We start from the raw sequence: 25,596 nt of genomic DNA, 5'->3' as shown, positions 1-25,596 counted from the left end.
CGCCTATTGTCTTTCGCAGAGCGGTTCACCCCGTTCACTACAACCGGAGATATCCCTTTGTCACATGCAGACGAACACCAGGGCACACGCCGCGATTTTCTATATTATGCGACGGCCGGTGCCGGCGTGGTGATCACGGGCGCAGCCGTCTGGCCCCTGGTCAACCAAATGAACCCATCCGCCGATGTGCAGGCACTCGCGTCGATCCGTGTCGATGTGTCCGGCGTCACCGAAGGTAGCCAGCTGACCGTGCTGTGGCAGGGCAAGCCTGTTTTCATCCGCTACCGTACGCAGTCCGAAATCGACGCCGCGCGCGCTGTGGACCTGGCAGATCTGCCGGATCAATCCGCTGAAAACGCCAACCTGGCCGTCGGTTCCGAAGCAACCGACCAGAACCGCGCGCTGCCCACCCCCGAAGGTTCCGACGCGCCCGAGGGCGCATGGCTGGTGCAGATGGGTGTCTGCACGCACCTTGGCTGTGTGCCACTGGGTGAACAGGGCGATTTCGGCGGCTGGTTCTGCCCGTGCCACGGCAGCCACTACGACACCGCAGGCCGCATCCGCCGCGGGCCTGCGCCCACCAACTTGCCCGTGCCGGTCGCCGCATTCGTCGACCCCACGACCATCGAACTCGGTTAAAGGAGAAACAGCATGGCTGGCATCCCGCACGACCACTACGAGCCGTCATCGAACGGTGAAAAGTGGCTTCACAAGCGTCTTCCCATCCTCGGCATCGCCTATGATACGCTGATGATCCCGACGCCAAAGAACCTGAACTGGATGTGGATCTGGGGCATCGTCCTGACATTCACGCTGGTCCTGCAGATCGTGACCGGCATCGTGCTGGTCATGCACTATGTGCCGCACGTCGACATGGCGTTCGAATCCGTCGAACACATCATGCGCAACGTGAACGGCGGTCACATGATCCGCTACTTCCACTCCAACGGCGCATCGCTGTTCTTTATCGCCGTGTATCTGCACATTTTCCGCAGCCTCTACTACGGCAACTACAAGGCACCGCGCGAAGTGACGTGGATCATCGGCATGCTGATGTATCTGCTGATGATGGGCACCGCGTTCATGGGTTACGTTCTGCCCTGGGGCCAGATGTCGTTCCACGGCACGGCCGTGATCACCGGTCTGTTCGGTGCTGTTCCCTTTGTTGGTGAAGCACTGCAGACATGGTTGCTGGGTGCGTCCGCCGTCGGTCAGCCTGCGCTGAACCGCTTCTTCTCTTTGCATTACCTGATGCCCTTCATCCTGCTGGGCCTGACGATCGTGCACATCTGGGCGTTCCACACGACCGGCAACAACAACCCCACGGGTGTTGAGGTCCGCCGCACGTCCAAGGAAGACGCTGCAAAGGACACGCTACCGTTCTGGCCCTATTTCGTGATCAAGGATCTGTTCGCGCTGGCGATCATCCTCGCGGTGTTCATGGCAATCGTCGGTTTCATGCCGAACTACCTGGGCCACCCGGACAACTACATCCCGGCGAACCCGCTGGCCACGCCGTCGCACATCGTGCCGGAATGGTATTTTCTGCCCTTCTACGCGATCCTGCGGGCCTTTACCGCAGACGTGTGGGTCGTTCAGATCGTGAACTTCCTGACCTTCGGCATCATCGACGCCAAATTCTTTGGTGTTCTGGCGATGTTCGGTGCGATCGCCGTGATGGCGCTGGCCCCCTGGCTGGACACATCGACCGTGCGTTCGGGCCGCTATCGCCCGATGTTCAAATGGTGGTTCGCCTTGCTGGTCGTCGACTTCATCGTGCTGATGTGGGTCGGTGCACAGGCCGCGGAATTCCCGTATGACTGGATTTCGCTGATCGCCTCGACCTACTGGTTTGCCTACTTCCTGGTGATCCTGCCGCTGCTGGGCGTTCTGGAAAAGCCGCTGCCCCTGCCCGAAACGATCGAGGCCGATTATGCAGCGCACTATGCCTCCAAGACCGGTGGCACGAAAACCATCGTGAACCCGGCAGAGTGAAAGACAAAGGATCTATGACAATGTTTCGCAAACTTTCACTGACAACAATGACGGCCTTGGCGCTTAGCGCCGGGGCCGCCCACGCCGCGAGCGTCGAGGTCGAAATCACCGACTACGCCTTCCCGTTCGAGGGTCCGTTCGGCTCGTATGACACCAACCAGCTTCAGCGGGGCCTCAAGGTCTACACTGAAATCTGCTCGGCCTGTCATGGTCTCGAACTGGTCGCGTTCCGCACGCTTTCAGACGAAAAAGGCCCTGCCCTGCCCGAAGAGCAGATGCGCGCCTACGCCGAGAACTTCGAAGTATTCGATCAGGCACTTGATGACGGCTTTGGTGACTTCCGCCCGGCAACACCGGCGGATCGCTATCCCGAATCATCGTTGGCCAACGCTCCCGATCTGTCGCTGATGGCAAAATCGCGTGCTGGTTTCCACGGCCCCTACGGGACCGGCATCAGCCAGCTGATCAACGGCATGGGTGGCGCTGAATACATCGCATCGCTGCTGACCGGCTACGAAGAAGAGCCGGAATGCGCGCTGGAAATGGAAACGCCGATGGATGGCTACTATAATGTAGCCTTTGCCAACGGCGGCTTTCCCGAGGCGTGCAAGGACGATCACGGCCATCACACCGTGCCCGGCAGCTGGATCGCGATGGCACCGCCGCTGTATGGCGACGATCTGGACTATGACGACGGCACCGAAGCCACTCTGGAACAAAGCGCGCAAGACGTGGCTGCATTCCTGATGTGGACCGCAGAACCCAAGATGACGGCCCGCAAGCAGGCCGGTATGACGGGCGTTCTCTTTCTGTCGCTGTTGGCGGTACTACTGTACCTCACCAACAAGAAACTCTGGGCACCGCACAAGCCCAAGTACAAAGACGAAGCCTGATCGTTTCCCGATCATGACAAATCAAAGGCCCGCCAATCTGGTGGGCCTTTTTCATGTGCCCAGATAGGCCCGCAGCGCGGCAGGCGGATCCGCAAACAACGCGGCGGTCGACTGGGGGGGCTGCACCACACCATCGGCGACCAGAATGACCTGATCGGCCCATGCACGGGCATCCGATGGATCATGGGTAACCATCAGCACGGTGCGCCCCGCCTGAACAAGCGTGCCTTGCACCAGTTCCAGCATCTCGGCCCGCAGGGCCGGTCCCAGTGCTGCGAATGCCTCGTCCAGCAGCACTACTGGCCGGTCAGCCAGCAAGACACGCGCCAGTGCCGCACGGCTTTGCTGTCCACCGGACAGTGCTGCCGGCTTGCGATGACCAAGATCGCCCAGACCGACCCGCACCAGAACGTCATCAATGCGACGGGTCTCTGCCGCTGACGTCCGCAGACGCGGACCCAACGCCAGACCGACATTCTGGGCAACGGTCAGATGCGGAAACAGGTTGTTGTCCTGAAACAGCATCGTCACGGGACGGTCCCCCGGTGCGCGGCCCGACAGATCGCGACCGTCCCAGTAAATCTGCCCGGCATCGGGGTCCAGAAAACCCGCAATCGCGGACAGCAAGGTCGATTTGCCGCCTCCAGACGGTCCGATCACCGCAGTCAGGCCCGGCCCGACATGCGCATCCGCAGTCAGCGTAAATTCACCTACGCGCAGGCTCACGTTGTCAAAGGTCAGCATCGACGCGCCCTCCCCGGTCGCAAATCCAGAATGCCGCCAGCGACAGCCCCAGCAACAGCAGCGCAGCACTTGCCGCGGCCTCCATCTGGTAGGCCCCCATCAGACGGTACATTGCCAGCGGCAGCGTTTCCTGCGCATCGGTGGCAAAAAGGGCGATCACCCCCAGATCCCCCATCGAGAGTGCTGCGGCCAGTCCGGCGGCAAACCCCAAGGGTCGCCGCAGGCGCGGCAGCATCACGATACGCAGCGCCGCCCAGCCCGACAAACCCAGACTTTGTGACAGGCGATCATAGTTGGCACGCACGTCACGCACCGCCGGGCCAAGCACCCGCAGACCGAACGGCAGCGCCAGCACCGCGTTCACCAGCATCGTCACCGGCAACGCCACAGCGGTTGGGCTGACAAAGGCATAAACGATGACGAACAGCCCTGTCCCCATGACCAGCGCGCTGGATGCAAGGGGCAGCACACCGGCCAGATTGGCGATCCGCCCGCCCCGGAGCGCCAGGGAGAGCGCCATCAGAACGCTCAGGATCGTTGACCCCGCCGCGACAGCGATGGAACGGCCCGCTGCAGCCCATATGCTGTCCGGCAATTGGCTTAGTCCCGGCAGGCCGCGCAGCACGATCATCACCAACGGCGTCACCAGGAACAGCGTCACGGCCACCAGCCAGACCCAGTCCAGCGGACTGCGATCCCATCGGGCAACCGTGCGATCCAGCCCACCGCCCAAACCGTCCAGAGGCGTGATGCGCCAGGCGATTGCAGCCGCGACAGCGCAGAGCGCGAATTGTATTGCGGCCAGCAACGCGGCACGCCCCAGATCGAAATCAAAGCGTATCGCCTGATAGATTGCCAGTTCCACGGTCGTGGCCCGCGGCCCGCCGCCAAGGATCAACGCAACCGCGAAACTGGTCAGGCAGATCAGGAAAATCACCAGTGCGGCCCCCGGCAGGACGCGTTGCAACATCGGCCATTCCAGCACGCGCCACATCGGCGCATTCAGCTGCGCCGCCAGCCGGAAACGTTCGGACGGGATATCCAGCCAGCCTTGCAGGATCAGGCGAACGGCCAGTGGCAGGTTGAAAAACACATGCGCAAGGATGACACCCCCCGCGCCATAGATACTGACGGGCGCAACACCGATCAGGCCAAGCGCGTCGTTCGCGATACCTCCACGACCAAACACCGCAAGCAGCCCCAGCACGGCCACGATGACCGGTAGCAGGAACGGTGCGCCCAGCAACATGACCAGTGCCGACCGGCCCCTGAACTGACGCCGGGCCAGTGCGCGGGCCACGGGAATGGCCAACAGCACCGACACCCCGGCCGAGGCCATTGCCTGCCACAGGGTGAACCGGATTGCCGCCCAATCGGCCGCAGCAAGGCCGCTGCCGACCTGCGCGCGCGTCGCGACGGCCACCAGCGTCCCCAGCGTCAGCACAAGGACCAGCGCGACCGACAGCCGCGCTGGCAGGCTGCGCATCACTGCGACAGCGCGTTGCGCCATGTCTCCAACGCCGTATCCCGAATTGCGGCCGCGTCCTGCGACGACAACAGCAGCCCGGTTTCCGGCAGCGTCAGCGTCTCGAACCCGTCCGGCAGCGCCACGTCAGTGGCCGGATACATCCAGTTTGTTGTCGGTATCACCTCTTGGAACGCGGGTGTGGCGATGAACGCCATGAACTGATCGGCCAGCGCTGACTGATCGGTACCCGCGACCTTGGCCGCGACTTCGACCTGCAGATAGTTGCCACCGTCAAACGCCCAGGATGTTTTCGTGGCGTCCTCTTCTGCGATCAGGTGATAGGCAGGCGAGGTCGTATAGGACAGCACTGCGTCCGCCTCGCCTTCGAGGAACAGGTTGTAGGCCTCTGTCCAGCCCGGCGTGACGGTGACGATGTTGTCGGACAACCCTTCCCAGATCGCACCGGCCTGGTCGCCATGGACCGCCTGCACCCACATCAACAGGCCCAGTCCCGGCGTCGATGACCGCGGGTCCTGGACAACGATGCTCAGGTCGCTGTCGGCCAGTTCCTGAAATGACGCGACCGACGGCGTGTCGGCCTGCGCCACAAACGCGAGGTAGCCCCAGTCAAAAGGCAGGAACGTGTCGTCATCCCATGTGATCGGCAGTGCAAAATCTGCCGTCACGCCATGCGGTGCGAACAGGCCGGTTGCCGCAGCGGCAGCGGTCAGGTTCGTATCGAGGCCCAGAACGACATCCGCATCCGTGCGCGCGCCTTCCAGTTGCAGCCGTGCGAGCAGGGCCGCCCCGTCGCCCGCCCCTGTAAAGACCAGATCACAGCCGCACTCTGCCTCGAACGCCTGTTCGATGGCCGGGCCAGGGCCCCATTCGGATGTGAAACTGTCGTAAGTATAAACGTTCAGGGTCGGTGTCTGGGCCAAGGCAGGGCTTGCACAGATCAGGGCCGCGACGCTTGCAAAGGTGGTTTTCATATCATCCTCCAAAACGACGGGCGGATTTGGGGACGACGTTATGCCGGACCTTCCCTCCGCCGGTCTTAACCGGTTCAGGTTCAACGGGTCCGCTTTCGCATCTCAGCCACATGGCCCCCCGAGGTACCCAACAGCTAGCGCCGCTGGTGACAAAAGAAAAGGGGGCCACCCCGATGGGCAGCCCCCTTTTTGCCGGTCAATCGTTGCTTAGGCGACGGCGTGATGCGGCAATTCGACCTCGTCTTCTCCGGTCGTTCCCGCGTTGGGATCGTTGAAGATTTCCATGTCGATCTTGCCCTCACCCTTGGCCACGATGGACGTCACGATCGCGTCACCCGTGATATTCACCGCCGTGCGGATCATGTCCATCAGGCGGTCAACGCCGAGGATGATCGCGATGCCCTCGATTGGCAGACCGACCTGGCCCAGCACCATTGTCAGCATGACCAGACCCACGCCGGGCACACCGGCCGTGCCGATGGACGCCAGAACGGCCATTCCGATCACGGTAATGTATCCCACCAGCCCAAGGTCGATACCGTAGACATTGGCCAGGAAAACCGTCGCCACGCCCTGCATGATCGCCGTGCCGTCCATATTGATCGTCGCGCCGAACGGAATGCAGAACGATGCGACGTCCTTGTCGACGCCGACCCGTTCGGTTGCGCATTGATACGTCACCGGGATGGTCGCGTTTGATGATGCGGTCGAAAACGCGAATATCTGCGCGGGGCGCATTTTCTTGAGGAACGTGACGGGGTTCAGGCCCGACAGCAATTTCAGCATCCCCGGCAGCGTGATGAACAGGTGGATCATCAGCGCCGCGACCAGGGTGACGACGTAGGCCATGACAGGCACAAACAGGCCAATCCCCTGTTCGGCAAAGGTTTTTGCGATCAGCGCAAAGACACCGTAGGGGGCCGCGCGCATGACCAGATCAACGATCTTCATCATGACGTCGTTCATGTAATCGCAGGCCTCGATGAATGGTTTGGACCGTCCACCCAGCATCAGAACCGCGATTCCCAGAACTACCGTGTAGAAAATCACCTGCAACATTTCGCCGCTGGCAAAGGCCTGAATGGGGTTCGTCGGCACGATGGCGGCAAACACGTTCCAGACCGACGGGGCCTCTGCCGCGTTGATGCCGCTGGCATCAATCCCGGTCATGTCAAACCCTTTGCCGGGTCCGATGATCGTGGCCAGCACCAGTGCGACCGTGATCGCCAGCGCCGTCGTCGCCAGATACAGAACGAAACTTTTTGATCCGACGCGGCCCAGCACACGAATGTCGCCAATCCCGGTCACGCCACCCAAAAGAGAGAAGAAAACCAGCGGGACAACCAGCATTTTCAGCGCATTGACGAACATCTTGCCGATCATGCCAAAGAATCCAGCGACCAGTTGTGTGTTCAAGAAGTCGTTGTTGATCGTGTTCAGGATCACGCCGACGACGATACCCAGCCCCATCGCGATCATGATTTTCATTGTCAGTGACATCTTGGGGCCCCCTGAGGACTCCGCGGTTGAGTCGGCCATGCCGGTGCTCCTTTACAAAATTGTAACGTCAGGTTTGCACGAGACAGCTACGACACAAAGGCATTTTTTCCGTGATTGAGCGGGTTGGACAGCCGCACGGGCATAGGATACGTCAGGCGCACAACAAGAAAGCGTGATGCTATGTCGTTCAACACATTCGGTCATCTGTTCCGTTTCACCACCTGGGGCGAGAGCCACGGACCCGCGCTGGGGGCGACCATCGACGGCTGCCCGCCGGGTGTTGCGCTGATGCCAGAGGATATTCAGCAATGGCTGGATAAACGCCGTCCCGGCCAGAACCGTAATACAACGCAGCGCAATGAACCCGATGCGGTCGAGATCTTGTCGGGTGTCTATGAGGGGCGCACGACCGGCACGCCGATCCAATTGATGATCCGCAACACCGACCAGCGGTCGAAGGATTACGGCGACATCCTGAATACCTTTCGACCCGGCCACGCCGACATCACCTACCATCAGAAATACGGGCTGCGCGATCCGCGCGGCGGCGGTCGGTCCTCTGCCCGCGAGACAGCATCCCGTGTCGCTGCCGGGGGCGTCGCGCGCGCCGCGATTGGCCATGTCGCACCGGGCGTGCAGGTGACCGGTTATATGGTCCAGATGGGCGAAAAGAAGATCGACCGCGACCGGTTCGACTGGGACCAGATCGCGCAGAACGATTTCTGGTGTCCTGACGCGCAGGCCGCTGCCGAATGGCAAGACTACCTGACCTGGCTGCGCAAGGACGACCACAATTCCGTCGGCGCGATCATCGAGGTGGTTGCCCGTGGCGTGCCGGCGGGCATCGGTGCGCCGATCTATGCGAAACTTGACACCGACCTCGCCGCCGCAATGATGAGCATCAACGCCGTCAAAGGCGTCGAAATCGGCGAGGGCATGGCCGCAGCCGCGCTGACCGGCCGCGCCAACGCCGACGAAATCTTTATGGGGAATGACGGCCAGCCGGTCTATTCATCGAACCATGCGGGCGGGATTCTGGGCGGTATCAGCACGGGTCAGGATGTCGTCGTGCGGTTTGCGGTCAAGCCTACGTCGTCCATCCTGTCGCCGCGCCAGTCGATCACCATGGATGGCCAGCCGACCGAGGTGGTGACAAAGGGTCGTCACGACCCCTGTGTGGGCATTCGCGCTGTCCCTGTCGGAGAGGCGATGATGGCCTGCGTGATTCTTGACCACATCCTGCTGGATCGCGGCCAGACGGGCGGCGTGCGCGGGCGGATCGGCTGACACCTCACGACCGTTTGTCTGGTGTTTTGTCGCGGTTGGCCTAGCTGTTTGCCAATCGCGGAAGGGGAACGCCATGACACTGACACGCCGCACTTTGATAGCCGGAGCCGCTGCCCTGACAGCCTTGCCACTGCGCGCGCAGACACAGCCTTGGCAGGCTGTGCTGGACCGCGCGGCCAGCTATGACCAGCTGCATGCCATGGCAATCCAACAGGACGGCAGGCAGGTACTGTCTCAGGCGTTTCGCGGCCCCGCCGTCGGGCGGATCGTGCCGATCAAATCGGTGTCGAAAACCATCGTCGCGGCCCTGACCGGTGCAGCCCTTGATCGGGGCGAGATCGCGAGCCTGGACGCCACATTGGCTGACGTCGCGCCGGGGCTGATCCCCACGGGTGCCGCCGACGGCGTGGGGCAGATCACGGTGGGCAACCTCGTGACCATGCAGGCGGGTCTGGAACGCACCTCTGGCGGCAATTATGGCGGCTGGATCGCCAGTCGCGACTGGGTCGCGGATGCGCTGCAACGCCCTTTTGTCGCGACGCCCGGCAGCAGCATGCAATATTCCACCGGCAGCTTTCACATTCTGGGCGCCGTCCTGTCGCAAGTCTCAGAACAAAGCCTGCTGACACTCGCCCAGCGCCGTCTAGGTGACCCATTGGGGATCGAGGTGCCTGCATGGACCCGCGATCCGCAGGGCCGCTATCTGGGCGGGAACGAGATGGGCCTGACCCTGCCCGCGATGGTGCGGTTCGGTGAAATGTATCGCATGGGCGGGACATGGAATGGCAATCAGGTGCTGAGCACCGACTGGGTCGATCGGTCGTTCCAGCCACGCACACGGTCGCAGTTTTCCGGCCTGGCCTATGGCTACGGTTGGTTCCTGGGGGAATCGGGGGGCGACCGCTATGCGCTGGCGCGGGGCTACGGCGGTCAGATCATCTGCGTCGTTCCCAGCCTGAATCTGACCGTGGCCATCACGTCGGACCCCATGCGCCCTGCCCGCAGCGGCGGCTATTTCGGCGACCTGATGCGCCTGCTGGATCAGGACATCCTGCCAGCTGCGCGCGCCGCAGCCTAGACCGGCGGCGGCACTGTCGTCTGTTTGCTGATCTGAACGGCAAGGATGCCCGCCGCGATCACCGCAACCCCCAACACATCCGCAGGGCCGATCTTTTCTCCCAGCAGGATGGCGGCGATGACCACACCCAGAAACGGGTTCAGGAAATGGAATGTCGACGCCTTTACCGCGCCGATGCGCCCCACCAGCGCGAACCAGACCAGTGTCGCAAGCACGCCCGGCACCAGCACCGTATAGCCAAAGGCAAGCCCCAGACGCCAGTTCATGTCGATGACCGGTGTCTCGAACAGGGCGGCAGGGATTGCACAGCAGATGAACCCGACGAACATCTGCAAACCGACGATCATCATCAGGTTGCCACCCGATGACGCGCCCGCGACCGCCAGCGTCGCCACGGTGATCGACACCGCAGCCAGGGCACACAGCATCATGCCGAACGGATCGCTGCCTGCACCCAGTCGCGCCGACATGATGATCGCAACACCCGCAAATCCGGCCAACAGGCCAGCCACACCCAACACAGGCAAACGCCTGCCAAAGATCAACCAGCCGGCCAGCGCCACCAGCAGCGGCATCGTCGAGGCCATGATCGATGCCAGCGACGCCTCGACCGTTTGCATGGCGACGAAATTCATACCCAGATAAAGCGCGTTCTGGCAGACACCAAAGATGATGACACCGCGCCATTGCTGCCGGGTCAGGCGCATCCGCTGGCCCATAGCCAGCGCAATGCCGACAGCCACGATACCGGACATCAGAAACCGGGCCGCGAGGGCGGTCAGCGGTGGTGCGTATTCCACGATGATCCGGGCCGAGGTAAAGGCCGACGACCACATCGCGGCAAAGGCTACTCCCATCACCAACGCCTTGATATCCATCGCTACAATCCAAACAAAAAGGGCCGCCCAAAGGCGACCCTCTCCGACATCCACACAAGATGCAAGATCAGCCGTTCACGCTGTCCTTGAGTGCCTTTGCGATCGTCATCTTGACGACCTTGTCGGCCTCTTTCTTCATCTGCTCGCCGGTGGCGGGGTTGCGCACCATCCGCTCCGGGCGCTCGCGGCAGTAGATCTTGCCAACGCCCGGCAGGGTCACGGCACCGCCAGCAGAAACTTCTTCGGTGATGATATCGGTCACGGCCTCGAGAGCAGCTGTTGCCGTCTTCTTGTCTGTGTCCAGCTTCTCGGACAGCTTGGTCACGAGCTGTGCCTTGGTCAGCGGTTTGGTTGCCATGATGGTTTTCCTCCGGTTGAACCCCCTCTTGTTGGGGGCATTTCGCATCAATTCACGTAATGTTGTGGTAGACCACAACGAATAGTGCGGGCTGGCAAGCCCCAAAAGTATACTTTGGGCATATTTTTAAGGGTTTTCGGCACTTTTACAGGAATGCGGTCTCTTCGAACGACCGCAATTTACGGCTGTGAATGCGTTCCAGCGGCATATCGCGCAATTTTTCCATCGCCCGGATACCGATCATCAGGTGATTTGCGACCTGCCCGCGATAGAAATCAGACGCCATGCCCGGCAATTTCAGCTCTCCGTGCAGCGGTTTGTCACTGACGCACAAAAGCGTGCCATAGGGCACCCGGAACCGAAAACCGTTGGCCGCGATCGTAGCGCTTTCCATATCTAGTGCCACGGCGCGCGACTGCGACAGCCGCTGTACCGGGCCGGAATGGTCGCGTAGTTCCCAGTTGCGGTTGTCGATCGTGGCGACCGTGCCGGTCCGCATGATGCGTTTCAGCTCATAGCCTTCCAGCTTGGTGACTTCTTCGACGGCGTCTTCCAGCGCGATCTGGATTTCAGCCAGCGCCGGGATGGGCACCCACACCGGTAGATCGTCGTCCAGCACGTGATCCTCGCGCAGATAGGCATGGGCCAGGACGAAATCGCCCAATCGCTGCGAATTGCGCAATCCAGCGCAATGGCCGACCATCAACCAAGCGTGCGGACGCAACACGGCGATATGGTCCGTCGCTGTTTTCGCGTTTGACGGCCCGACGCCGATGTTCACCAGCGTGATGCCTGCGCCATGTTTGCGCTTGAGGTGGTAGGTCGGCATCTGCGGGGTTTTGGCGGTTGACGGTAGTGGCGTATCGGGATCGGTAATGATCGCATTCCCCGGCCCGACAAAGGCAGTGTAGCCGCTGTCCGGATCGGCCAGCATCAGTCGGGCGTAGGCCTCGAATTCCTCGACATAGAACTGATAGTTGGTGAAGAGGACGTGATTCTGAAAATGCCCCGCGTCCGTCGCCGTGTAATGCGACAGGCGTGCGAGCGAATAATCGATCCGCTGCGCTGTAAATGGTGCGAGCGGGCGGGCGCCATCGGGATACAAAAATCCGCCACCGTTCACGATATCGTCGTGCGTCACCGCCAGATCAGGCACGTCAAAGACGTCACGCAACTGAAAATCGGCGGCACCATCCTGCGGGACGGTAATGCTCTCGTCGCGGGCGACGGCAAAATGCACGGGCATCGGCGTTGATGATGCACCAACCGTGACGGCGACATCGTGGTTTTTCATCAGCAGGCCAAGTTGCTGTTCGAGATAGTGCCGAAACAAATCTGGCCGGGTGATGGTCGTGGCGTAGGTGCCCGGTTCTGCCACGTGACCATAGGCCAGCCTGCTGTCCATCCGTGCGTGGCTGGTCGTCGTCAGGCGCACCTCCGGATAAAACGCGCGATAGCTGTGATCGGCGGCACCCGTGTTCAGCATGTGCTGAAAAGCGTCGGTCAGAAATCCGGCAGCGGCGTCGTATAAGTCGCACAGACGCGCCACAGCCGCGGCTGGATCGGTAAATGCCGCTGCGTCTGGCACGTCGGGGGTCCGCAAGGGCAAGGGTCGTGTCATGGAGTGGCCTCCGCCGTTGGTTTGGTCCATTCAAGCGCACCACGCCTGGCAGCACAATATTTCAAGCGGGTGACGGGATACGGCATGCCCCGCCCGCGCGGCTGCAAAAGCCCTAGAGCTTGTGAATTTCCAGCGGCTTTTGATCCGGGTTCAGGCGCACGACCGTCAGGTTCAGCGCCCCGGCCACGGTCACCCACAAAAGGTAGGGCACGAATGCAAGACCCGCCCAGAGATCCAGCATCAGATGCGTCACGGTCGCCCCGAATACCGATAGCCACAGGCCAGCCATGATGATCAGCGAGGCGCGCCAGTGCCGCAGGCCAAAAAATACCGGTGTCCACAGCGTGTTGAACGCGATCTGCGCGGCCCAGAACGCCATCGCCAGCCCGGCACCGGGAATCATCGCAACCCGCGCACCCGCGAACGCGATCAACAGATAGATGCTGGTCCACATCACCGGAAAGGCCCAGTTCGGCGGGGTCCAGGCAGGTTTGTTCAGTTTCTGATACCATTCACCGGTCGGAAACATCGCCCCGGTGGTGCCGGCCGCGAACGTGGCGGCAAGGAAAACGAAAAACAAGAACGTGGTCATGGTGGGCACCTTTCGGGCTGCAATGACCCTTACTTATGCGCTTTGACCGCCGTTTCCATGACTCATTTCACGGGCCGACAAATCGGCCAGCGTATTCAGCACGGATGTCATGCGACGCCGCGCTGGCTGGCCTTGGCGGGCTGCATCAACCAAGAACGTGACCTCTGGCAGCGGGTCGGCATAAATCAGGGCAGACCGCGGCATGACCCCTGCCCCCAGCGCACGCACCCCAGCCTGACCGATCCACACCAGTTTCTGGGCGCGCGAGGTATGCGCGCGATGCCCGATGGAATCATAGCCTTGGCGTGTGACCTGATCGCCGATCCCGGCATAGATCAGTCGCGCGGCCCAGATTCCCAAACGTGCCTGGCGCGGCAGACCGCTGATCCCAGCCTCGGACCGACGATAGAGGTGATCCGCCTCGCGCAGCAGCGCCTTTGTCATGGCGCGCACCTGTGGCGTCGGGTGCGGATCAGCCAAAAAGGCGTCAGCATCCATGCCGTGGCCCGCCAGCCAATCGGTCGGCAGGTAGATGCGGCCCGCGCGGGCGTCCTCGCCCACGTCGCGGGCGATGTTGGTCAATTGCATCGCCACACCCAGATCACAGGCCCGCGCCAGCGTATCGGCACAGCGCACCCGCATTAGGACGCACATCATGGCACCCACAGCACTGGCCACCCGCGCCGAATAGGCCCGCACGTCCGACAGCGTTGCATAGCGTCGTTCCTGCGCGTCCCAGGCCAAACCTTCGAGCAGGGCATCAGGCAGCGCGCGTGGCATGTCGTATTCCGCGATGATCGCGGCAAAGGCACGGTCCTCTGGCGCGTCGAGCGGCGTGCCTGCATAGGCAAGGTCCAGCCGGTCCCGCAGGCGCAGCACGGCAGCGGTCTTGTTGTTGCCTTCGTCCACTTCGTCATCCGCGAGGCGGCAAAAGGCGTAAAGCGCCAAGGCCGGGTCCCGCACATTTGCAGGCAGCAGTTTCGAGGCCGCGTGAAACGAAAGAGAGCCCGTACGGATCACCTCGCGGCAGTGGGCCAGATCATCGGGGCGGATCATTCGGCGGCCATTTTGTGGATAACGGGCATCGGCGCATCGGGCACCAGCTTGCCCAGCACCTCGGCGCTGGACACGACGCCGGGCACGCCTGCGCCCGGATGTGTGCCTGCGCCTACGAGGAACAGGCCCTTGGCCTCTTCGCTCACGTTATGAGGGCGAAAGTATGCAGATTGCAGAATGCGTGGTTCCAGCGAAAAACCGGACCCGTTGGGCGACAGATAACGATCGCGGAAATCCTCGGGCGTGTAGATCAGGTCAGTCGTGATGTGGTCACGGAAACCCGGGATCAGACCATCCAGCACATCTGCCACCTTGTCGCGGTAGCGCAGCTTTTCTGCCTGCCAGTCGATCGGATTGGCGTGCCCCAGATGCGGCACGGGCGACAACGCGTAAAAGGTATCATCGCCCGCAGGTGCGACCGACGGATCGGTCACGGACGGCCTGTGGACATAAAGAGACATGTCGTCAGCCAGCTTGCCCTTGATAAAGATATCCTTGAGCAGCGGGCCGTAACGCGGCCCGGACAGGATCGTGTGATGCCCTGCGTCGGGCCATATGCCGGCGGTGCCCTTGGTCCCGAAATACCAGACGAACAAACCCATGGACCAACGGCGGTTCTGCACCTTTTTCGCGGTCCAACGGCTGCGCGGCGCGTCTTTCATCAGCGTGCTGTAGGTATGGCCTGCGTCAGCATTGCTGACCACCAAGGGCGCGGCCAGCCGTTCACCACCCTTGAGCGTGATGCCTTTTGCGGCACCATTCGCCACATCAATGCGGTCAACCTCTGTGCCCAGCCGGATCGCACCGCCCTGTTCGCAAATGACACGCGCCATGGCGTCCGCCATCGCCTGCACGCCGCCCATCGCGTAGTGAACGCCATATTCCTTTTCCAGATAACTGACGAGCGCATACATCGATGTCACGTTGTTCGGATCACCACCGATGAACAGCGGATGAAACGACAATGCCATGCGCAGGCGATCATCCTTGACCCGCGATTTTGCCATGGCGTGAATCGAACGATCGGCGCGGAGCCATGCGAACTGCGGCAGAACCTTGATCGTGTCCCAGACACGGTGCATCGGCTTGGCGACCATCCCCTCGAACCCGAGCTTGTAGCGGGCGTGACTGTCGCGCAGAAAACGGTGGTAGCCCTTGACGTCGCGCGGCGACAGCCGGGCAACCTCGGCGGCCATGTCGTCCGTGTCGCCGTTCACCCGGAACCGCGATCCATCAGGCCAACGGATCGTATAGAACGGATCGAGCGGCTTCAGCGTCACGTCGCGATGAAAATCGCGCCCGCAAGCGGCCCAAAGTTTTTCATAGACATGCGGCACCGTGACGATGGTTGGCCCAAGGTCAAAGCGGTGGCCGTCTTGCGTGACGGATGACCCCCGCCCCCCGACCCGGTCAAGGCGGTCCACGACCGTCACGACATAGCCCTTGGCCCCCAGCCGCATTGCCGCCGCAAGGCCACCAAGGCCCGCACCGACAACAATCGCGCGCTGCGCCGTTTCCGAAGAAGAGTTGAGATCAAACATGAATAAATGCTACATCTGTAAATCAAAGTTGACAATCATATCTTTCAGATCGGCAAAAATCGAAAACCTTATTGCATTTCAATCCCAGACTGTCAGACTTAGTTGACACAACCCGAGTGAGCCGTGACCCAGACCGTCAGCCTTTCCCTGTATCGCTTTACCGGCGCGCGGACCCGATTCTGGGCCATGACGCAGATGGCACTGGCGCGTGGACCGTTGCGCCGCACACCAGGTATCGGATTTCACAAATTGTGCGGTGCAGGCGTCGGGCACGGTTTCAGTCCGACGCTGAACCCCGACACCATCGCGATCCTTGCCACATGGAACGACGAGGCGACGGCGCGCGAACAGACGCGGACAGCGCCGGTCTTTGCCCGCTACGCCGACCGCGCAAGTGAGGATTATACAGTCCTACTGCGCACCACATCAGCGCGTGGTGCCTGGTCGGGCATCGCGCCATTCACCACTGGCCCCGCGACCGACGGACCACTTGCGGCGCTCACACGGGCGACGATCAAACCCAGCGTCCTGCGCCGCTTCTGGGGACGCGTGCCACGACTGGACGACCTGATCGGCGGCGACCCGAATGTGACGTTCAAGATCGGGATCGGTGAAATCCCGATGCTGCATCAGGTCACATTTTCCGTCTGGCCCTCGCTTGATAGCATGAATGCATTCGTACGCACTGGTCCGCACGCAGAAGCCATTCGCGCCGTGCGCCAAGAAGGATGGTTTTCCGAAGAACTCTATGCCCGGTTCACCGTCTTGTCGGACCGTGGCACCTGGGGCGGCACCGCCCCGCTGAATTTGAAAGGCTCGCTATGACCGCCCCCTTCCCGTTTTCCGCCATCGTCGGTCAGGACGAAATGAAACTGTCGATGATCCTGACGGCGATCGACCCATCCATCGGCGGCGTGCTGGTTTTCGGTGATCGCGGCACGGGCAAATCCACCGCCGTGCGCGCGCTGGCCGCATTGCTCCCGCCGATCAAGGTCGTGCAGGGATGCCCCGTCAATTCCGCATCAAAGGCCGATGTGCCGGATTGGGCGCGCGGCGCTGGCGAGGATCTGGTCGAGGTGCCGACCCCTGTCGTGGACCTCCCGCTGGGCGCGTCAGAGGACCGCGTGACCGGCGCGCTGGATATCGAACGGGCGCTGGGCGCGGGTGAACGGGCGTTCCAGCCCGGCCTGCTGGCACGTGCGAATCGGGGCTATCTCTATATCGACGAGGTCAACCTGCTGGAGGATCACATCGTCGACCTTTTGCTGGACGTGGCGCAATCAGGCCGCAATCTGGTGGAACGTGACGGTCTCTCGATCAGCCATCCCGCGCGGTTCGTCCTGGTCGGGTCCGGCAACCCCGAAGAAGGCGAATTGCGCCCGCAACTGCTGGACCGGTTCGGTCTGTCGGTCGAGGTTGCCAGCCCCAAGGACATCGACACCCGGATCGAGGTCATCCGCCGCCGTGACGCCTATGACAACGACAACGCGGCATTCATGCTGCGCTGGCAGGCAGAGGATGCGGGCGTGCGCGACCGCATTCTGACGGCCAGGGGCGCATTGAAGAAGCTGAAAACGCCGGACAGCGCCCTGCGTGACGTGGCCGAACTGTGCCTTGCGCTGGGGTCTGATGGCCTGCGCGGTGAACTGACCCTGCTAAAGGCCGCGCGCGCCTATGCCGCCTGGCGAAACGACACCGCATTGACCCGCAGCCATATCAAGCATGTGTCTGCGATGGCCCTGCGCCACCGCCTGCGTCGCGATCCACTGGACGAGGCAGGATCAGGCGCGCGGGTCGGGCGCGTCGTGGCCGACGTCCTTGGCTGAGGCATGGGATTACGCGCTGCTGGCCCTGCGGCTGGTCGCGCTGGACCCCGCATTGGGGGGCGTGCACTTGCGCGCACGGTCCGGCCCGGTCCGCGATGCGCTGCCGCTGCCTGACGGCGTGCGCCTGCACCCTGCGATCGGCGACGACGCACTGTTTGGCGGACTGGATCTGGCAACCACATTGGCAACCGGGCAGCTGCAATCGCAAACAGGTGTACTCGACCGGCCAGGGCCGCTGATCCTGACCATGGCCGAACGCTGCCAGCCGCAATTGGCGGCAAGGCTAGCCGCGCATCTGGATGCGCAGCCCCGCGCACTTATCCTGCTGGACGAAGGCACCGACGAGGAGACACCGCCCGCTGCATTGTGCGAACGCGCGGCGTTCAGGGTGGACCTGTCCGGCGTCGCCTTGTCCGACATCACGGCATTGCCCGAAGGTCCCGAACCGACGACCCACGCCACCCTCGGCCCTGACATCGCGGCACAGATGACCGCCCTTGCTGCGGCCTACGGCATCGATAGCATGCGCGCGCCCAGCCTCGCGCTGCGCTGCGCCCGTGCACTCGCCCGGTTGGACGGCATGTCCACTGTCACCGAGGAACACGTTGCAACCGCATGCGGCCTCGTCTTTGGCCACCGGGCAACCCAGGTGCCGCAGCCACCCCAAGAGGACGACCCGCCCCAGGCCCCGCAGGATGACGTGCCTGATGACACCGAGGACCGTCAGGGGGCCGATCTGGATATTCCGGATGAGCTGTTGCTGGAGGCCGTTCGCGCGATGATCCCCGACGGACTGCTTGACCGGCTGCGCGCGACCCGCGCCGCCACAGGCAAAGGTGCTGGGTCCGGTGCAAAAACGCGCAGCAACCGACGCGGCAGACCGCTGCCTTCGCGCCCCGGACGGCTTGATACGGCGGCGCGGATCGATGTGGTTGCGACGCTGCGGGCTGCCGCACCATGGCAGACCATCCGCCGGGACGAAACGGGCCGCGCCGGGCTGCACATCCGCGCCACCGACATCCATACCTGCAGATACGAGGAAAAGACCGATCGCCTGCTGATCTTTGCGGTGGATGCCTCGGGGTCTGCCGCACTCGCGCGTCTGGCAGAGGCAAAGGGCGCGGTGGAGCTGCTGCTGACGCAGGCCTATGCACGCCGCGACCACGTCGCGCTGGTCAGTTTTCGCGGAACCGGCGCAGAGATCTTGCTGCCTCCGACCCGCAGCCTGGTGCAGACCAAACGGCGTCTCGCCGCCCTGCCTGGTGGTGGCGGCACGCCTCTGGCCGCGGGTCTGGACAGCGCAGGCGAACTGGCGATTCAGGCACGCAGGCGCGGCATGACCCCAACGATTTGCCTGCTGACCGATGGCAAGGCCAACATAGCGCGGGACGGTGCGGGTGATCGCGCACGGGCCGCCGCCGACGCGCAGACCGCCGCCCGCATGATCCGGGCCCAAGGGATCGAAGCGTTGATCATCGACACCGGACAGCGCCCGAACCCGCAGCTGCGCGTGCTGGCCCAGACGCTGGACGCGCCTTATCTGCCATTGCCACGTGCCGATTCACATCGACTGGCCCGCGCTGTCGACGCAGCTTTGCCCGCCTGATGCGCTGGCCACCGCCCCCCAACTGGCCGATGGCCGACGTGTCGCGCCGCATTGTCAGCGGCCCACATCGCTGGCACGTCCAAGAGGCCGGCACCGGCCCGACGGTTCTACTGCTGCACGGGTCAGGCGGTGCCACGCAAAGCTGGCGCGGCATGTTCCCACTGCTGGCTGAGGATTTTCACGTTGTCGCAATCGACATGCCCGGACAGGGTTTCAGCACCGGCGCGCGCGACCGGTCCAGCGTGACAGACACGGCAACCGACCTCGCGGCACTCTGTGCGCAGGAAGGCTGGACCCCTGACTTGCTGGTGGGACACTCTGCCGGGGTCCCGATCGCGCTGCAACTGGTGCTGAACGGGATGCGCCCAGCGCGTGGAGTCCTGGGGATCAATGCTGCCCTTCAGACCTTTGACGGGGTCGCTGGCTGGCTGTTTCCAGTGCTGGCCAAGGCGCTGGCCGCCGCCCCGTTCACTGCCCCGCTCTTTGCCGCGACAACGACCGAGGGCCGTGTGCGCCGCCTGCTGGAAGGCACCGGATCACAGATCGGGCCAGAAGGGCAAAGGCTGTATCTTGCGCTGGCATCGGACACGGATCATGTCAGCGGGACGCTGGCGCAGATGGCCCAATGGAACCTGGAGACACTGTCGCAGGCATTGCCAAAAGTAGATATACCCGTGCTGCTGCTGATCGGTGACAACGATCCGGCGGTGCCACCATCCGTCAGTTTGCGTGCGTCTGCACGTATGCCTCAGGCCGAAACCCGCAGTCTGGGCCCGCTTGGCCATCTGGCACACGAAGAAGACCCCGATTCCATCGCCCGCATCATCAGGGTCATATTCCAATAAAAATGGCCGCTGCACATCAGTGCAGCGGCCATTTCAAAATCTGTCGCTAACGATCAGCTGTCTTCGGCTGCGGCCTCGAGTGCTGCGGCCTGTGCTTCTTGATCGCCAAAGGTCGCAAGGAAGGCATAGAGGTCATAGGCCTCTTCCTCTTGGCGGACCTGGTAGGCCATCTTGCCACGTGCACGACGATTGTCGAGCTCTTCACGCAGCCAGCCGGTCGGATCCTGCACGTAGCCGACGAATGCCTCTTCGGTCCAGACCCGGCCTGCCTCGCCCATTTCGATCAGCGAATCGCTGTAGGCGAAATCCTCGACGGTGCCCATGGTACGGCCAGCCACTCCATAGAGGTTCGGTCCGACCTGTGCATTGCGGCCTGCCAGAACTTCGTCCGTTTCGGGATCCTGCACGACGTGGCATGCGACGCACTGGCGGTTGAATTGCTCTTCGCCGGATGCAGCGTCGCCCTGAAATGCAGTGGCTTCGCTCTGGGCGAATGCGGGTGCTGCAAGTACCGTCAGCGCGGCTGCGATTGCGAACGTCTTCATTGTAGTCCTCCTATCGAAAGGGCGGATGCCCATATTCTGTCTTTTGAACCTAGCGTCTTCTTTGGTGCCGTCCAGAACCCATTCACACCTGTGGCGGAATCACGCAACGGCCCGTGACATCGCACATTGCCGCCACAAGGTCCGCAGCGCCATCATCAAATGTTCGATGTCCTCATCGGTGTGCAGGGGCGACGGGGTGAAACGCAGACGCTCTGTCCCCTTGGGCACAGTGGGATAATTGATGGGTTGGACGTAAATATTCCATTCCGTCATCAGATAATCCGCCAACATCCGGCATTTGACCGGGTCCTTGATCATCACGGGCACGATATGGCTGTCGTTTTCCAAATGGGGAATGCCCGCTTTGTCCAGCTCCGCACGCAGGCGTGCAACCTGGCGGCGTTGCTGCAAGCGTTCCGCATCCGAATTTTTCAGATGCACGATGGACGCGCGGGCCGCCGCAGCCACCGCAGGTGGCAAGGCCGTCGTGAAAATGAAGCCAGAGGCGAAACTGCGGATGAAATCACACATCGCGGCAGACCCTGTGATGTAGCCACCGACGACGCCGAACGCCTTGCCCAGCGTGCCCTCGATCAGCGTGATCCGATCAGCAACGCCGTCACGTTCGCTGACACCGCCGCCGCGTGCACCATAAAGTCCCACGCCATGCACCTCGTCTAGATAGGTCATGGCACCGTATTTTTCGGCCACGTCAACGATCGCCTCGATCGGGGCGATATCACCGTCCATCGAATAGACCGATTCGAACGCGACGATCTTGGGCACATCAGCAGGCAGGGCGGCCAGCTTTGCCTCGAGGTCGGCCACGTCGTTGTGTTTCCAGATCACCTTGGTCGCGCGGGAATGGCGGATGCCCTCGATCATGCTGGCGTGGTTGCCGGCGTCCGACAAGATGACGCAATCCTTGAGGCGGCTGCCCAGCGTCGATAGCGCGGCCCAGTTCGACACGTAGCCCGAGGTGAACAAAAGCGCCGCTTCCTTGCCATGCAGGTCGGCCAGTTCGGCCTCCAGCAGCAGGTGGTCGTGGTTGGTGCCGGAAATGTTGCGTGTTCCACCGGCACCGGTTCCGGTCCGGCGCACGGCCTCGCACATGGCATCCACGACCTTGGGGTGCTGCCCCATGCCGAGATAGTCGTTGGAACACCACACCGTCACGTCGCGCTTGCCATCCTCGAAATGGCTGGCGGCCTTGGGGAATTTGCCACAGGCGCGTTCCAGATCGGCGAAATACCGATAGTTTCCGTCCTGCTTCAGCTGATCCAGCTGCGCGTTGAATAGCGCGTCAAAGTCCATTTTCGTCCCCTTCGGTCTTGGTCTTGCTGGGCAGCATCCACGCCCAGAGTTTTGCATCAGGCAATGGAATGACCATCAGCCAGTGTTCAATCAGTGCCAGCGCCGCAAGAGCGGTCAGCAGCGCATATCCGGTGGTTGTGGCATAGGTCTGCGCCCCCCACAGTCGTTCCGTGCAGACGGCCAGCAAGGCCGTCAAAATGGTGATCGCCAGCGGGAACATCCATGTGACTGGGCCCCGGCGGAAATAGGTTTTCAGGTGGGTCAGCGGGACGGGCACGAAATCCGAGTTGATCCGGGGTACGCCCAGAAACAGGTTCAGCTTGGCTGTGATGCGCGCCAGAAACAAAATGAGGTATGTGGCCAGTGCCAGCTGATTTGCAGCACCCGTGCTGACCAGCGTCAACGTCAGCGCACCCGTGGCCAGCGCCAATTCGTGATATCCGACCGTGGCGAATGCCCGTTGGAACCGCGCCCATCCCGCCAGCCCCGGCGGGCAATCGTCACGCTGCCAACCGCTGATGACACCGGTCAGAAACGCCAGTTCGACCCAGCCCCAGATCGCCAAGGCTCCTAGAAAACCTGCGTAGATCCCCGTCACCGATGGATCGTCCAGCGACAACGACACAAGCAGTGCCCCGCCGCCCAAAAGAGGCAGGCCCGCGAGCGTGGCCCACAGCGGTGCGCGCCCGCCAAGACGATCCGACAACCGCACGACCAGCAGAATTGCCCCGGTGAAAAACCACCAGAGAAACACGGCCAGCCCGACGGAAAGCCAGATCGGTCCGGTCATGACCAGGCGCCCCCCGAATTTTCGCGAAAATTCGGACCAGCGCCCCTATGTGCGGTCACGCTCAATAGACCGGTTCCAGACGCGGGCTGTCAGGCACCGCGTTTTTCTGCACCGGAATCGTCAACAGCGCGACAAAATTTGCCCCCGCCTTGATCCGACCGCCCAGCGCCTTCAGCTTGCCAGCCATGCCGCCCTGGCGTTCCCCTGCCGCAATCCGGACGTTTGCGTCCTGAATGCGGTTCAGGGTCGGTTGCCAGCGCGGATGATCGATATCCAGCGTCATCGGAAAGACCTGGCGGGTGATTTCGGAGGTTTTGCGGAATACCTCCTGGCCATACCACGCCGGATCGACGCCCAGCGCCTTGTGGAATTCCGGGCGCTGGTGATCGCGCACCCACATGGTCGCAAACACAGCCGTCAGGAAAAACTTGATCCACATCTTGTTCACGCGGCTTTCCGTCAGCGCAGGATCGGTCTTCATCAGCAGGGCAAAGGCCTCGCCATGCGAAAACTCGTCATTGCACCATTCGCGGAACCACTTGAAAATCGGGTGAAACCGCTTTTCGGGATGCGCCTCGAGGTGGCGGAAAATCGTGATGTAGCGGGCGTAGCCGATCTTCTCGCTCAGATAGGTGGCGTAGTAGATGAACTTGGGCCGGAAATAGGTGTATTTCTTGGACTGGGTCAGAAACCCGAGGTTCACCGCGATGCCGGCCTCGCGCAGGGCGTCGTTGATGAACCCCGCGTGCCGCGCCTCGTCCCGTGCCATCAGTTGAAACAGGGTCGTGATGTCCTCGTTGGACCCGCGCCGTTTCATTTCCTTGTACAGCACACAGCCCGAGAATTCGGCCGTGCAGCTCGAGATCAGAAAGTCGATGAATTCGGCCTTCAGCTTGGGCTCCATCCCGTCCCAATCGACGGTATCCCAATCGGCTGTTTTCTTGAAATGGCCCTTGTTGGGGTCTGCTTTCATCTGCGCGATCAGAACGTCCCATTCGGCTCGCACAGGTGTCACGTCGATCGCGTCCATCTCGTCGAAATCGGTGGTGTAGAAACGCGGGGTCAGCAGCGTGTTCTGCATGGCGACGCGGGTCGCGTCCTCGTTTGTCAGAGGCGGCAGCGCCTCTTGGGCGGCAATGGCTTCTTCGGCCGTGGTCGCGTCGGATGAGTGCATGTTCATGACAGAACCTCCTCGGAGAAGCTGAATTCGCACAGCTCCATAAATTCGAAATCGCCCGTTGCGCGGGTCCACAGTTGTTCCAGCTTGCTCGCGCGGGTGATGACCGCGGTGCGCTTTTCCTCGACCAACTCGCCAAAGGCCGCGAGGATCTCGGGCCCTTGCACCTGCACGGTGTCACCGGGGTTGACCGTGGTGCCGTTGTCGAAACGCACGTGCGCGCTCAGTTCTTCGAACCGATGAGAGATCGTCACCGTGCAAGGTGCTGTCTCTGTTTCCTTCGTTATCCATCCCATGTGTGTTCCCTTTCACATCTGACCCGTTCGGCTGGCGAGGCCGGGGGCATTGGTTTCAGTCCAGCAGCCTGGCAAAGGCCGCCACGTTGTCTTGGCCGTACCCCATCAGGGGGACGTCCATCTGCGTCAGTGGGTCGATGATCGCGACGATACCGTCGGCGCGGCGCACGACCTGAACCGGCGCATCCAGCGGCAGGCCCGTGGTATCACGCTTGCGGGCGACGACGCGGCCGATCACACCGATGAAACCGGCCTTGTCGCGGTCCGAAACCGCCAGAACGGTGCCGTCCGCGCCGATCACGCTGTAGGCACCGTTGCGGTCGCCAATCAGCGCGACATCGACGCTTTGCACGATGGGCGAGGCCGGCACGACGCCGACCAGCGGCGCATCCGTTGTCCGCGCGAAAAACGCGATCGACAGCGTGATCAGCATCAGGCCGAACATCGCAACAACAAGCAGACGCGGCACCATTTCGACATCAGTCGGTGCCTTGAAGGTTGATTCAGTCATAATTCACTCCGCCGCCATTGCAGACAGGTCGCCCGTCGTGCGCGCGACGGTTGGCTGGCTCAATCGCGTCTGCGCTGCTTCGACAAATATACCGGCGACCGTTTCGGCGTCTTTGATGCAGCGCAAAGCCGGCTGAACACGCGTGATGCGTCCGGGCCGCACATGCGGCCAGGTCATCAGGTAGGACAGCCGCGTATCGGCGGGCAAAAGGAACGTCAGTGTGCCAGCCCCCTTGCGGCGCTTGTCCAGCTCCGCGCCCTCGATTTCGACATAGGGCAGGTTCAGGGTCATGGTCAGCGCCGCCCCGATCCGCATGGCAACACGCTTGTTCGTCAGTGTGTAAACGGTGGCGCGGCTCTGGACCCAGGCCAGGCCATAGAGGATCGCGCAGACCACAAGCCCAAGGATGATGAATGGCGACCCATAAAGGATCGCTGATCCCAGTGGCACCTCGGTCGTGGACACCGTGGTGCGCCAGACGGCAAGCGCCACGAAATAACCCATGATCCATTTAACCTTGAACGCCTCGACCGCCAGACGGCGGGCCAACGGCCGTCCCTGCCACAGGATCACTTCATCCTTGGGCAGCGCCTCTGGCAGGCCCCGGATCGGTTCGAATTTGAAATCGTCATGTTGCATGTCGTGTTCCCTGTGGTTAGTGCGGCCCCGCTGGCGAGGCGGGG

General features: G+C 62.3%; 26 protein-coding genes and 1 riboswitch. Of the genes, 9 read left to right on the top strand and 17 right to left on the bottom strand.

Features of this window, described 5'->3' with window-relative positions; all coding sequences use genetic code 11:
* Positions 1-57: 57 nt before the first annotated feature.
* Genes petA through BMX27_RS02420 form a run of 3 tightly spaced genes read left to right on the top strand, consistent with a single transcriptional unit; the run spans position 58 to position 2,888 of the window.
* Complete coding sequence (petA, locus tag BMX27_RS02430; RefSeq protein ID WP_090158305.1) at positions 58-639, top strand: ubiquinol-cytochrome c reductase iron-sulfur subunit; 582 nt, start codon at positions 58-60, stop codon at positions 637-639.
* Positions 640-651: 12 nt separating this feature from the next.
* Positions 652-1,995, top strand: coding sequence for a cytochrome b (locus tag BMX27_RS02425; protein ID WP_056030409.1), 1,344 nt, complete (start codon positions 652-654; stop codon positions 1,993-1,995).
* Positions 1,996-2,009: 14 nt separating this feature from the next.
* Entirely contained in the window at positions 2,010-2,888 is an 879-nt protein-coding gene (locus tag BMX27_RS02420; protein WP_090158304.1) for a cytochrome c1, read from the top strand.
* A gap of 51 nt (positions 2,889-2,939) precedes the next feature.
* On the opposite strand, the gene BMX27_RS02415 is transcribed toward BMX27_RS02420, so the two are convergent.
* The 4 genes from BMX27_RS02415 to BMX27_RS02400 all read right to left on the bottom strand — a co-directional run bounded on the left by BMX27_RS02415 (position 2,940) and on the right by BMX27_RS02400 (position 7,592).
* Complete coding sequence (locus BMX27_RS02415) at positions 2,940-3,632, bottom strand: thiamine ABC transporter ATP-binding protein (RefSeq protein WP_090158303.1); 693 nt, start codon at positions 3,630-3,632, stop codon at positions 2,940-2,942.
* Entirely contained in the window at positions 3,619-5,142 is a 1,524-nt protein-coding gene (locus tag BMX27_RS02410) for an ABC transporter permease family protein (protein WP_090158302.1), read from the bottom strand. The genes BMX27_RS02415 and BMX27_RS02410 overlap by 14 nt, the downstream gene beginning before the upstream one ends.
* Positions 5,118-6,092 carry a thiamine ABC transporter substrate binding subunit gene (thiB, locus tag BMX27_RS02405; RefSeq protein WP_090158301.1) on the bottom strand — a complete coding sequence of 325 codons (975 nt, stop codon included), beginning with the start codon at positions 6,090-6,092 and terminating at the stop codon, positions 5,118-5,120. The genes BMX27_RS02410 and thiB overlap by 25 nt, the downstream gene beginning before the upstream one ends.
* A 34-nt stretch (positions 6,093-6,126) precedes the next feature.
* Positions 6,127-6,223: riboswitch (TPP riboswitch) on the bottom strand.
* A 76-nt stretch (positions 6,224-6,299) separates the two neighbouring features.
* Positions 6,300-7,592: a dicarboxylate/amino acid:cation symporter gene (locus BMX27_RS02400; protein ID WP_090158719.1), complete on the bottom strand. Its 1,293-nt coding sequence runs from the start codon at positions 7,590-7,592 to the stop codon at positions 6,300-6,302.
* Between the two features lie 180 nt (positions 7,593-7,772).
* Between BMX27_RS02400 and aroC the strand changes: the two genes are divergently transcribed.
* Together aroC and BMX27_RS02390 are read left to right on the top strand one after the other, a co-directional pair.
* Complete coding sequence (gene aroC, locus BMX27_RS02395) at positions 7,773-8,879, top strand: chorismate synthase (RefSeq protein WP_090158300.1); 1,107 nt, start codon at positions 7,773-7,775, stop codon at positions 8,877-8,879.
* A 73-nt stretch (positions 8,880-8,952) separates the two neighbouring features.
* Complete coding sequence (locus tag BMX27_RS02390) at positions 8,953-9,957, top strand: serine hydrolase domain-containing protein (RefSeq protein WP_090158299.1); 1,005 nt, start codon at positions 8,953-8,955, stop codon at positions 9,955-9,957.
* Here the strand turns inward: BMX27_RS02390 and BMX27_RS02385 are convergent.
* The 6 genes from BMX27_RS02385 to BMX27_RS02360 form a co-directional block, all read right to left on the bottom strand.
* Positions 9,954-10,835: a DMT family transporter gene (locus BMX27_RS02385; protein ID WP_090158298.1), complete on the bottom strand. Its 882-nt coding sequence runs from the start codon at positions 10,833-10,835 to the stop codon at positions 9,954-9,956. The two genes, BMX27_RS02390 and BMX27_RS02385, sit on opposite strands and share 4 nt — an antisense overlap.
* A gap of 67 nt (positions 10,836-10,902) precedes the next feature.
* The gene (locus BMX27_RS02380) at positions 10,903-11,193 is read right to left on the bottom strand and encodes an HU family DNA-binding protein (RefSeq protein WP_056030386.1); all 291 of its coding nucleotides are present in this window, start codon (positions 11,191-11,193) and stop codon (positions 10,903-10,905) included.
* A 145-nt stretch (positions 11,194-11,338) separates the two neighbouring features.
* The gene (locus BMX27_RS02375; RefSeq protein WP_090158297.1) at positions 11,339-12,814 is read right to left on the bottom strand and encodes an AMP nucleosidase; all 1,476 of its coding nucleotides are present in this window, start codon (positions 12,812-12,814) and stop codon (positions 11,339-11,341) included.
* 112 nt (positions 12,815-12,926) lie between these two features.
* Positions 12,927-13,406 carry a tryptophan-rich sensory protein TspO gene (locus tag BMX27_RS02370; RefSeq protein WP_090158296.1) on the bottom strand — a complete coding sequence of 160 codons (480 nt, stop codon included), beginning with the start codon at positions 13,404-13,406 and terminating at the stop codon, positions 12,927-12,929.
* Positions 13,407-13,439: 33 nt separating this feature from the next.
* The gene (gene crtB, locus BMX27_RS02365; RefSeq protein ID WP_090158295.1) at positions 13,440-14,462 is read right to left on the bottom strand and encodes a 15-cis-phytoene synthase; all 1,023 of its coding nucleotides are present in this window, start codon (positions 14,460-14,462) and stop codon (positions 13,440-13,442) included.
* On the bottom strand, positions 14,459-16,003 hold the full coding sequence (locus BMX27_RS02360; RefSeq protein WP_090158294.1) for a phytoene desaturase: 1,545 nt from the start codon (positions 16,001-16,003) through the stop codon (positions 14,459-14,461). Before BMX27_RS02360 ends, crtB begins: the two co-directional genes overlap by 4 nt.
* Before the next feature lie 123 nt (positions 16,004-16,126).
* Here BMX27_RS02360 and crtA point away from each other — a divergent pair, with 123 nt between their 5' ends.
* The 4 genes from crtA to bchO are packed head-to-tail and all read left to right on the top strand — an operon-like array spanning position 16,127 to position 20,280.
* Complete coding sequence (gene crtA / locus BMX27_RS02355; RefSeq protein WP_090158293.1) at positions 16,127-16,828, top strand: spheroidene monooxygenase; 702 nt, start codon at positions 16,127-16,129, stop codon at positions 16,826-16,828.
* Entirely contained in the window at positions 16,825-17,829 is a 1,005-nt protein-coding gene (bchI, locus tag BMX27_RS02350; protein WP_090158292.1) for a magnesium chelatase ATPase subunit I, read from the top strand. Before crtA ends, bchI begins: the two co-directional genes overlap by 4 nt.
* Positions 17,822-19,435 (top strand): magnesium chelatase subunit D, encoded by a 1,614-nt coding sequence (locus BMX27_RS02345; protein ID WP_256212368.1) that lies wholly within the window; start codon positions 17,822-17,824, stop codon positions 19,433-19,435. Before bchI ends, BMX27_RS02345 begins: the two co-directional genes overlap by 8 nt.
* Positions 19,435-20,280 carry an alpha/beta fold hydrolase BchO gene (bchO, locus tag BMX27_RS02340; protein WP_090158290.1) on the top strand — a complete coding sequence of 282 codons (846 nt, stop codon included), beginning with the start codon at positions 19,435-19,437 and terminating at the stop codon, positions 20,278-20,280. Before BMX27_RS02345 ends, bchO begins: the two co-directional genes overlap by 1 nt.
* Before the next feature lie 53 nt (positions 20,281-20,333).
* On the opposite strand, the gene BMX27_RS02335 is transcribed toward bchO, so the two are convergent.
* The 7 genes from BMX27_RS02335 to puhB form a co-directional block, all read right to left on the bottom strand.
* Positions 20,334-20,825 carry a c-type cytochrome gene (locus tag BMX27_RS02335; protein ID WP_090158289.1) on the bottom strand — a complete coding sequence of 164 codons (492 nt, stop codon included), beginning with the start codon at positions 20,823-20,825 and terminating at the stop codon, positions 20,334-20,336.
* Positions 20,826-20,924: 99 nt separating this feature from the next.
* The gene (gene hemA, locus BMX27_RS02330) at positions 20,925-22,139 is read right to left on the bottom strand and encodes a 5-aminolevulinate synthase (protein ID WP_090158288.1); all 1,215 of its coding nucleotides are present in this window, start codon (positions 22,137-22,139) and stop codon (positions 20,925-20,927) included.
* Positions 22,129-22,929, bottom strand: a complete 801-nt coding sequence (gene puhE / locus BMX27_RS02325) for a putative photosynthetic complex assembly protein PuhE (RefSeq protein ID WP_090158287.1) — start codon at positions 22,927-22,929, stop codon at positions 22,129-22,131. The genes hemA and puhE overlap by 11 nt, the downstream gene beginning before the upstream one ends.
* 61 nt (positions 22,930-22,990) lie before the next feature.
* Positions 22,991-24,109, bottom strand: coding sequence for a magnesium-protoporphyrin IX monomethyl ester (oxidative) cyclase (acsF, locus tag BMX27_RS02320; RefSeq protein WP_090158286.1), 1,119 nt, complete (start codon positions 24,107-24,109; stop codon positions 22,991-22,993).
* The gene (locus tag BMX27_RS02315) at positions 24,106-24,402 is read right to left on the bottom strand and encodes a hypothetical protein (protein ID WP_056030354.1); all 297 of its coding nucleotides are present in this window, start codon (positions 24,400-24,402) and stop codon (positions 24,106-24,108) included. Before BMX27_RS02315 ends, acsF begins: the two co-directional genes overlap by 4 nt.
* Before the next feature lie 55 nt (positions 24,403-24,457).
* Positions 24,458-24,913: a photosynthetic complex assembly protein PuhC gene (gene puhC / locus BMX27_RS02310; protein WP_090158285.1), complete on the bottom strand. Its 456-nt coding sequence runs from the start codon at positions 24,911-24,913 to the stop codon at positions 24,458-24,460.
* A gap of 3 nt (positions 24,914-24,916) precedes the next feature.
* Positions 24,917-25,552: a photosynthetic complex putative assembly protein PuhB gene (puhB, locus tag BMX27_RS02305; protein WP_090158284.1), complete on the bottom strand. Its 636-nt coding sequence runs from the start codon at positions 25,550-25,552 to the stop codon at positions 24,917-24,919.
* Positions 25,553-25,596: the final 44 nt, after the last annotated feature.

It is taken from the genome of Loktanella sp. DSM 29012, from assembly GCF_900110705.1.
In the GTDB taxonomy this organism is placed as follows: Bacteria; Pseudomonadota; Alphaproteobacteria; order Rhodobacterales; family Rhodobacteraceae; genus Loktanella; species Loktanella gaetbuli.
This window is presented reverse-complemented; position numbering and strand designations above follow the sequence as displayed.

What these genes read in the sequence shown, in the direction of transcription:
- BMX27_RS02425 (WP_056030409.1), top strand. Translation starts at nt 652, where the DNA reads ATGGCTGGCATCCCGCACGACCACTACGAGCCGTCATCGAACGGTGAA.
- BMX27_RS02420 (WP_090158304.1), top strand. Translation starts at nt 2,010, where the DNA reads ATGACAATGTTTCGCAAACTTTCACTGACAACAATGACGGCCTTGGCG.
- BMX27_RS02415 (WP_090158303.1), bottom strand. Translation starts at nt 3,632, where the DNA reads ATGCTGACCTTTGACAACGTGAGCCTGCGCGTAGGTGAATTTACGCTG.
- BMX27_RS02410 (WP_090158302.1), bottom strand. Translation starts at nt 5,142, where the DNA reads ATGGCGCAACGCGCTGTCGCAGTGATGCGCAGCCTGCCAGCGCGGCTG.
- thiB (WP_090158301.1), bottom strand. Translation starts at nt 6,092, where the DNA reads ATGAAAACCACCTTTGCAAGCGTCGCGGCCCTGATCTGTGCAAGCCCT.
- BMX27_RS02400 (WP_090158719.1), bottom strand. Translation starts at nt 7,592, where the DNA reads ATGTCACTGACAATGAAAATCATGATCGCGATGGGGCTGGGTATCGTC.
- aroC (WP_090158300.1), top strand. Translation starts at nt 7,773, where the DNA reads ATGTCGTTCAACACATTCGGTCATCTGTTCCGTTTCACCACCTGGGGC.
- BMX27_RS02390 (WP_090158299.1), top strand. Translation starts at nt 8,953, where the DNA reads ATGACACTGACACGCCGCACTTTGATAGCCGGAGCCGCTGCCCTGACA.
- BMX27_RS02385 (WP_090158298.1), bottom strand. Translation starts at nt 10,835, where the DNA reads ATGGATATCAAGGCGTTGGTGATGGGAGTAGCCTTTGCCGCGATGTGG.
- BMX27_RS02380 (WP_056030386.1), bottom strand. Translation starts at nt 11,193, where the DNA reads ATGGCAACCAAACCGCTGACCAAGGCACAGCTCGTGACCAAGCTGTCC.
- BMX27_RS02375 (WP_090158297.1), bottom strand. Translation starts at nt 12,814, where the DNA reads ATGACACGACCCTTGCCCTTGCGGACCCCCGACGTGCCAGACGCAGCG.
- BMX27_RS02370 (WP_090158296.1), bottom strand. Translation starts at nt 13,406, where the DNA reads ATGACCACGTTCTTGTTTTTCGTTTTCCTTGCCGCCACGTTCGCGGCC.
- crtB (WP_090158295.1), bottom strand. Translation starts at nt 14,462, where the DNA reads ATGATCCGCCCCGATGATCTGGCCCACTGCCGCGAGGTGATCCGTACG.
- BMX27_RS02360 (WP_090158294.1), bottom strand. Translation starts at nt 16,003, where the DNA reads ATGTTTGATCTCAACTCTTCTTCGGAAACGGCGCAGCGCGCGATTGTT.
- bchI (WP_090158292.1), top strand. Translation starts at nt 16,825, where the DNA reads ATGACCGCCCCCTTCCCGTTTTCCGCCATCGTCGGTCAGGACGAAATG.
- bchO (WP_090158290.1), top strand. Translation starts at nt 19,435, where the DNA reads ATGCGCTGGCCACCGCCCCCCAACTGGCCGATGGCCGACGTGTCGCGC.
- BMX27_RS02335 (WP_090158289.1), bottom strand. Translation starts at nt 20,825, where the DNA reads ATGAAGACGTTCGCAATCGCAGCCGCGCTGACGGTACTTGCAGCACCC.
- hemA (WP_090158288.1), bottom strand. Translation starts at nt 22,139, where the DNA reads ATGGACTTTGACGCGCTATTCAACGCGCAGCTGGATCAGCTGAAGCAG.
- puhE (WP_090158287.1), bottom strand. Translation starts at nt 22,929, where the DNA reads ATGACCGGACCGATCTGGCTTTCCGTCGGGCTGGCCGTGTTTCTCTGG.
- acsF (WP_090158286.1), bottom strand. Translation starts at nt 24,109, where the DNA reads ATGAACATGCACTCATCCGACGCGACCACGGCCGAAGAAGCCATTGCC.
- BMX27_RS02315 (WP_056030354.1), bottom strand. Translation starts at nt 24,402, where the DNA reads ATGGGATGGATAACGAAGGAAACAGAGACAGCACCTTGCACGGTGACG.
- puhC (WP_090158285.1), bottom strand. Translation starts at nt 24,913, where the DNA reads ATGACTGAATCAACCTTCAAGGCACCGACTGATGTCGAAATGGTGCCG.
- puhB (WP_090158284.1), bottom strand. Translation starts at nt 25,552, where the DNA reads ATGCAACATGACGATTTCAAATTCGAACCGATCCGGGGCCTGCCAGAG.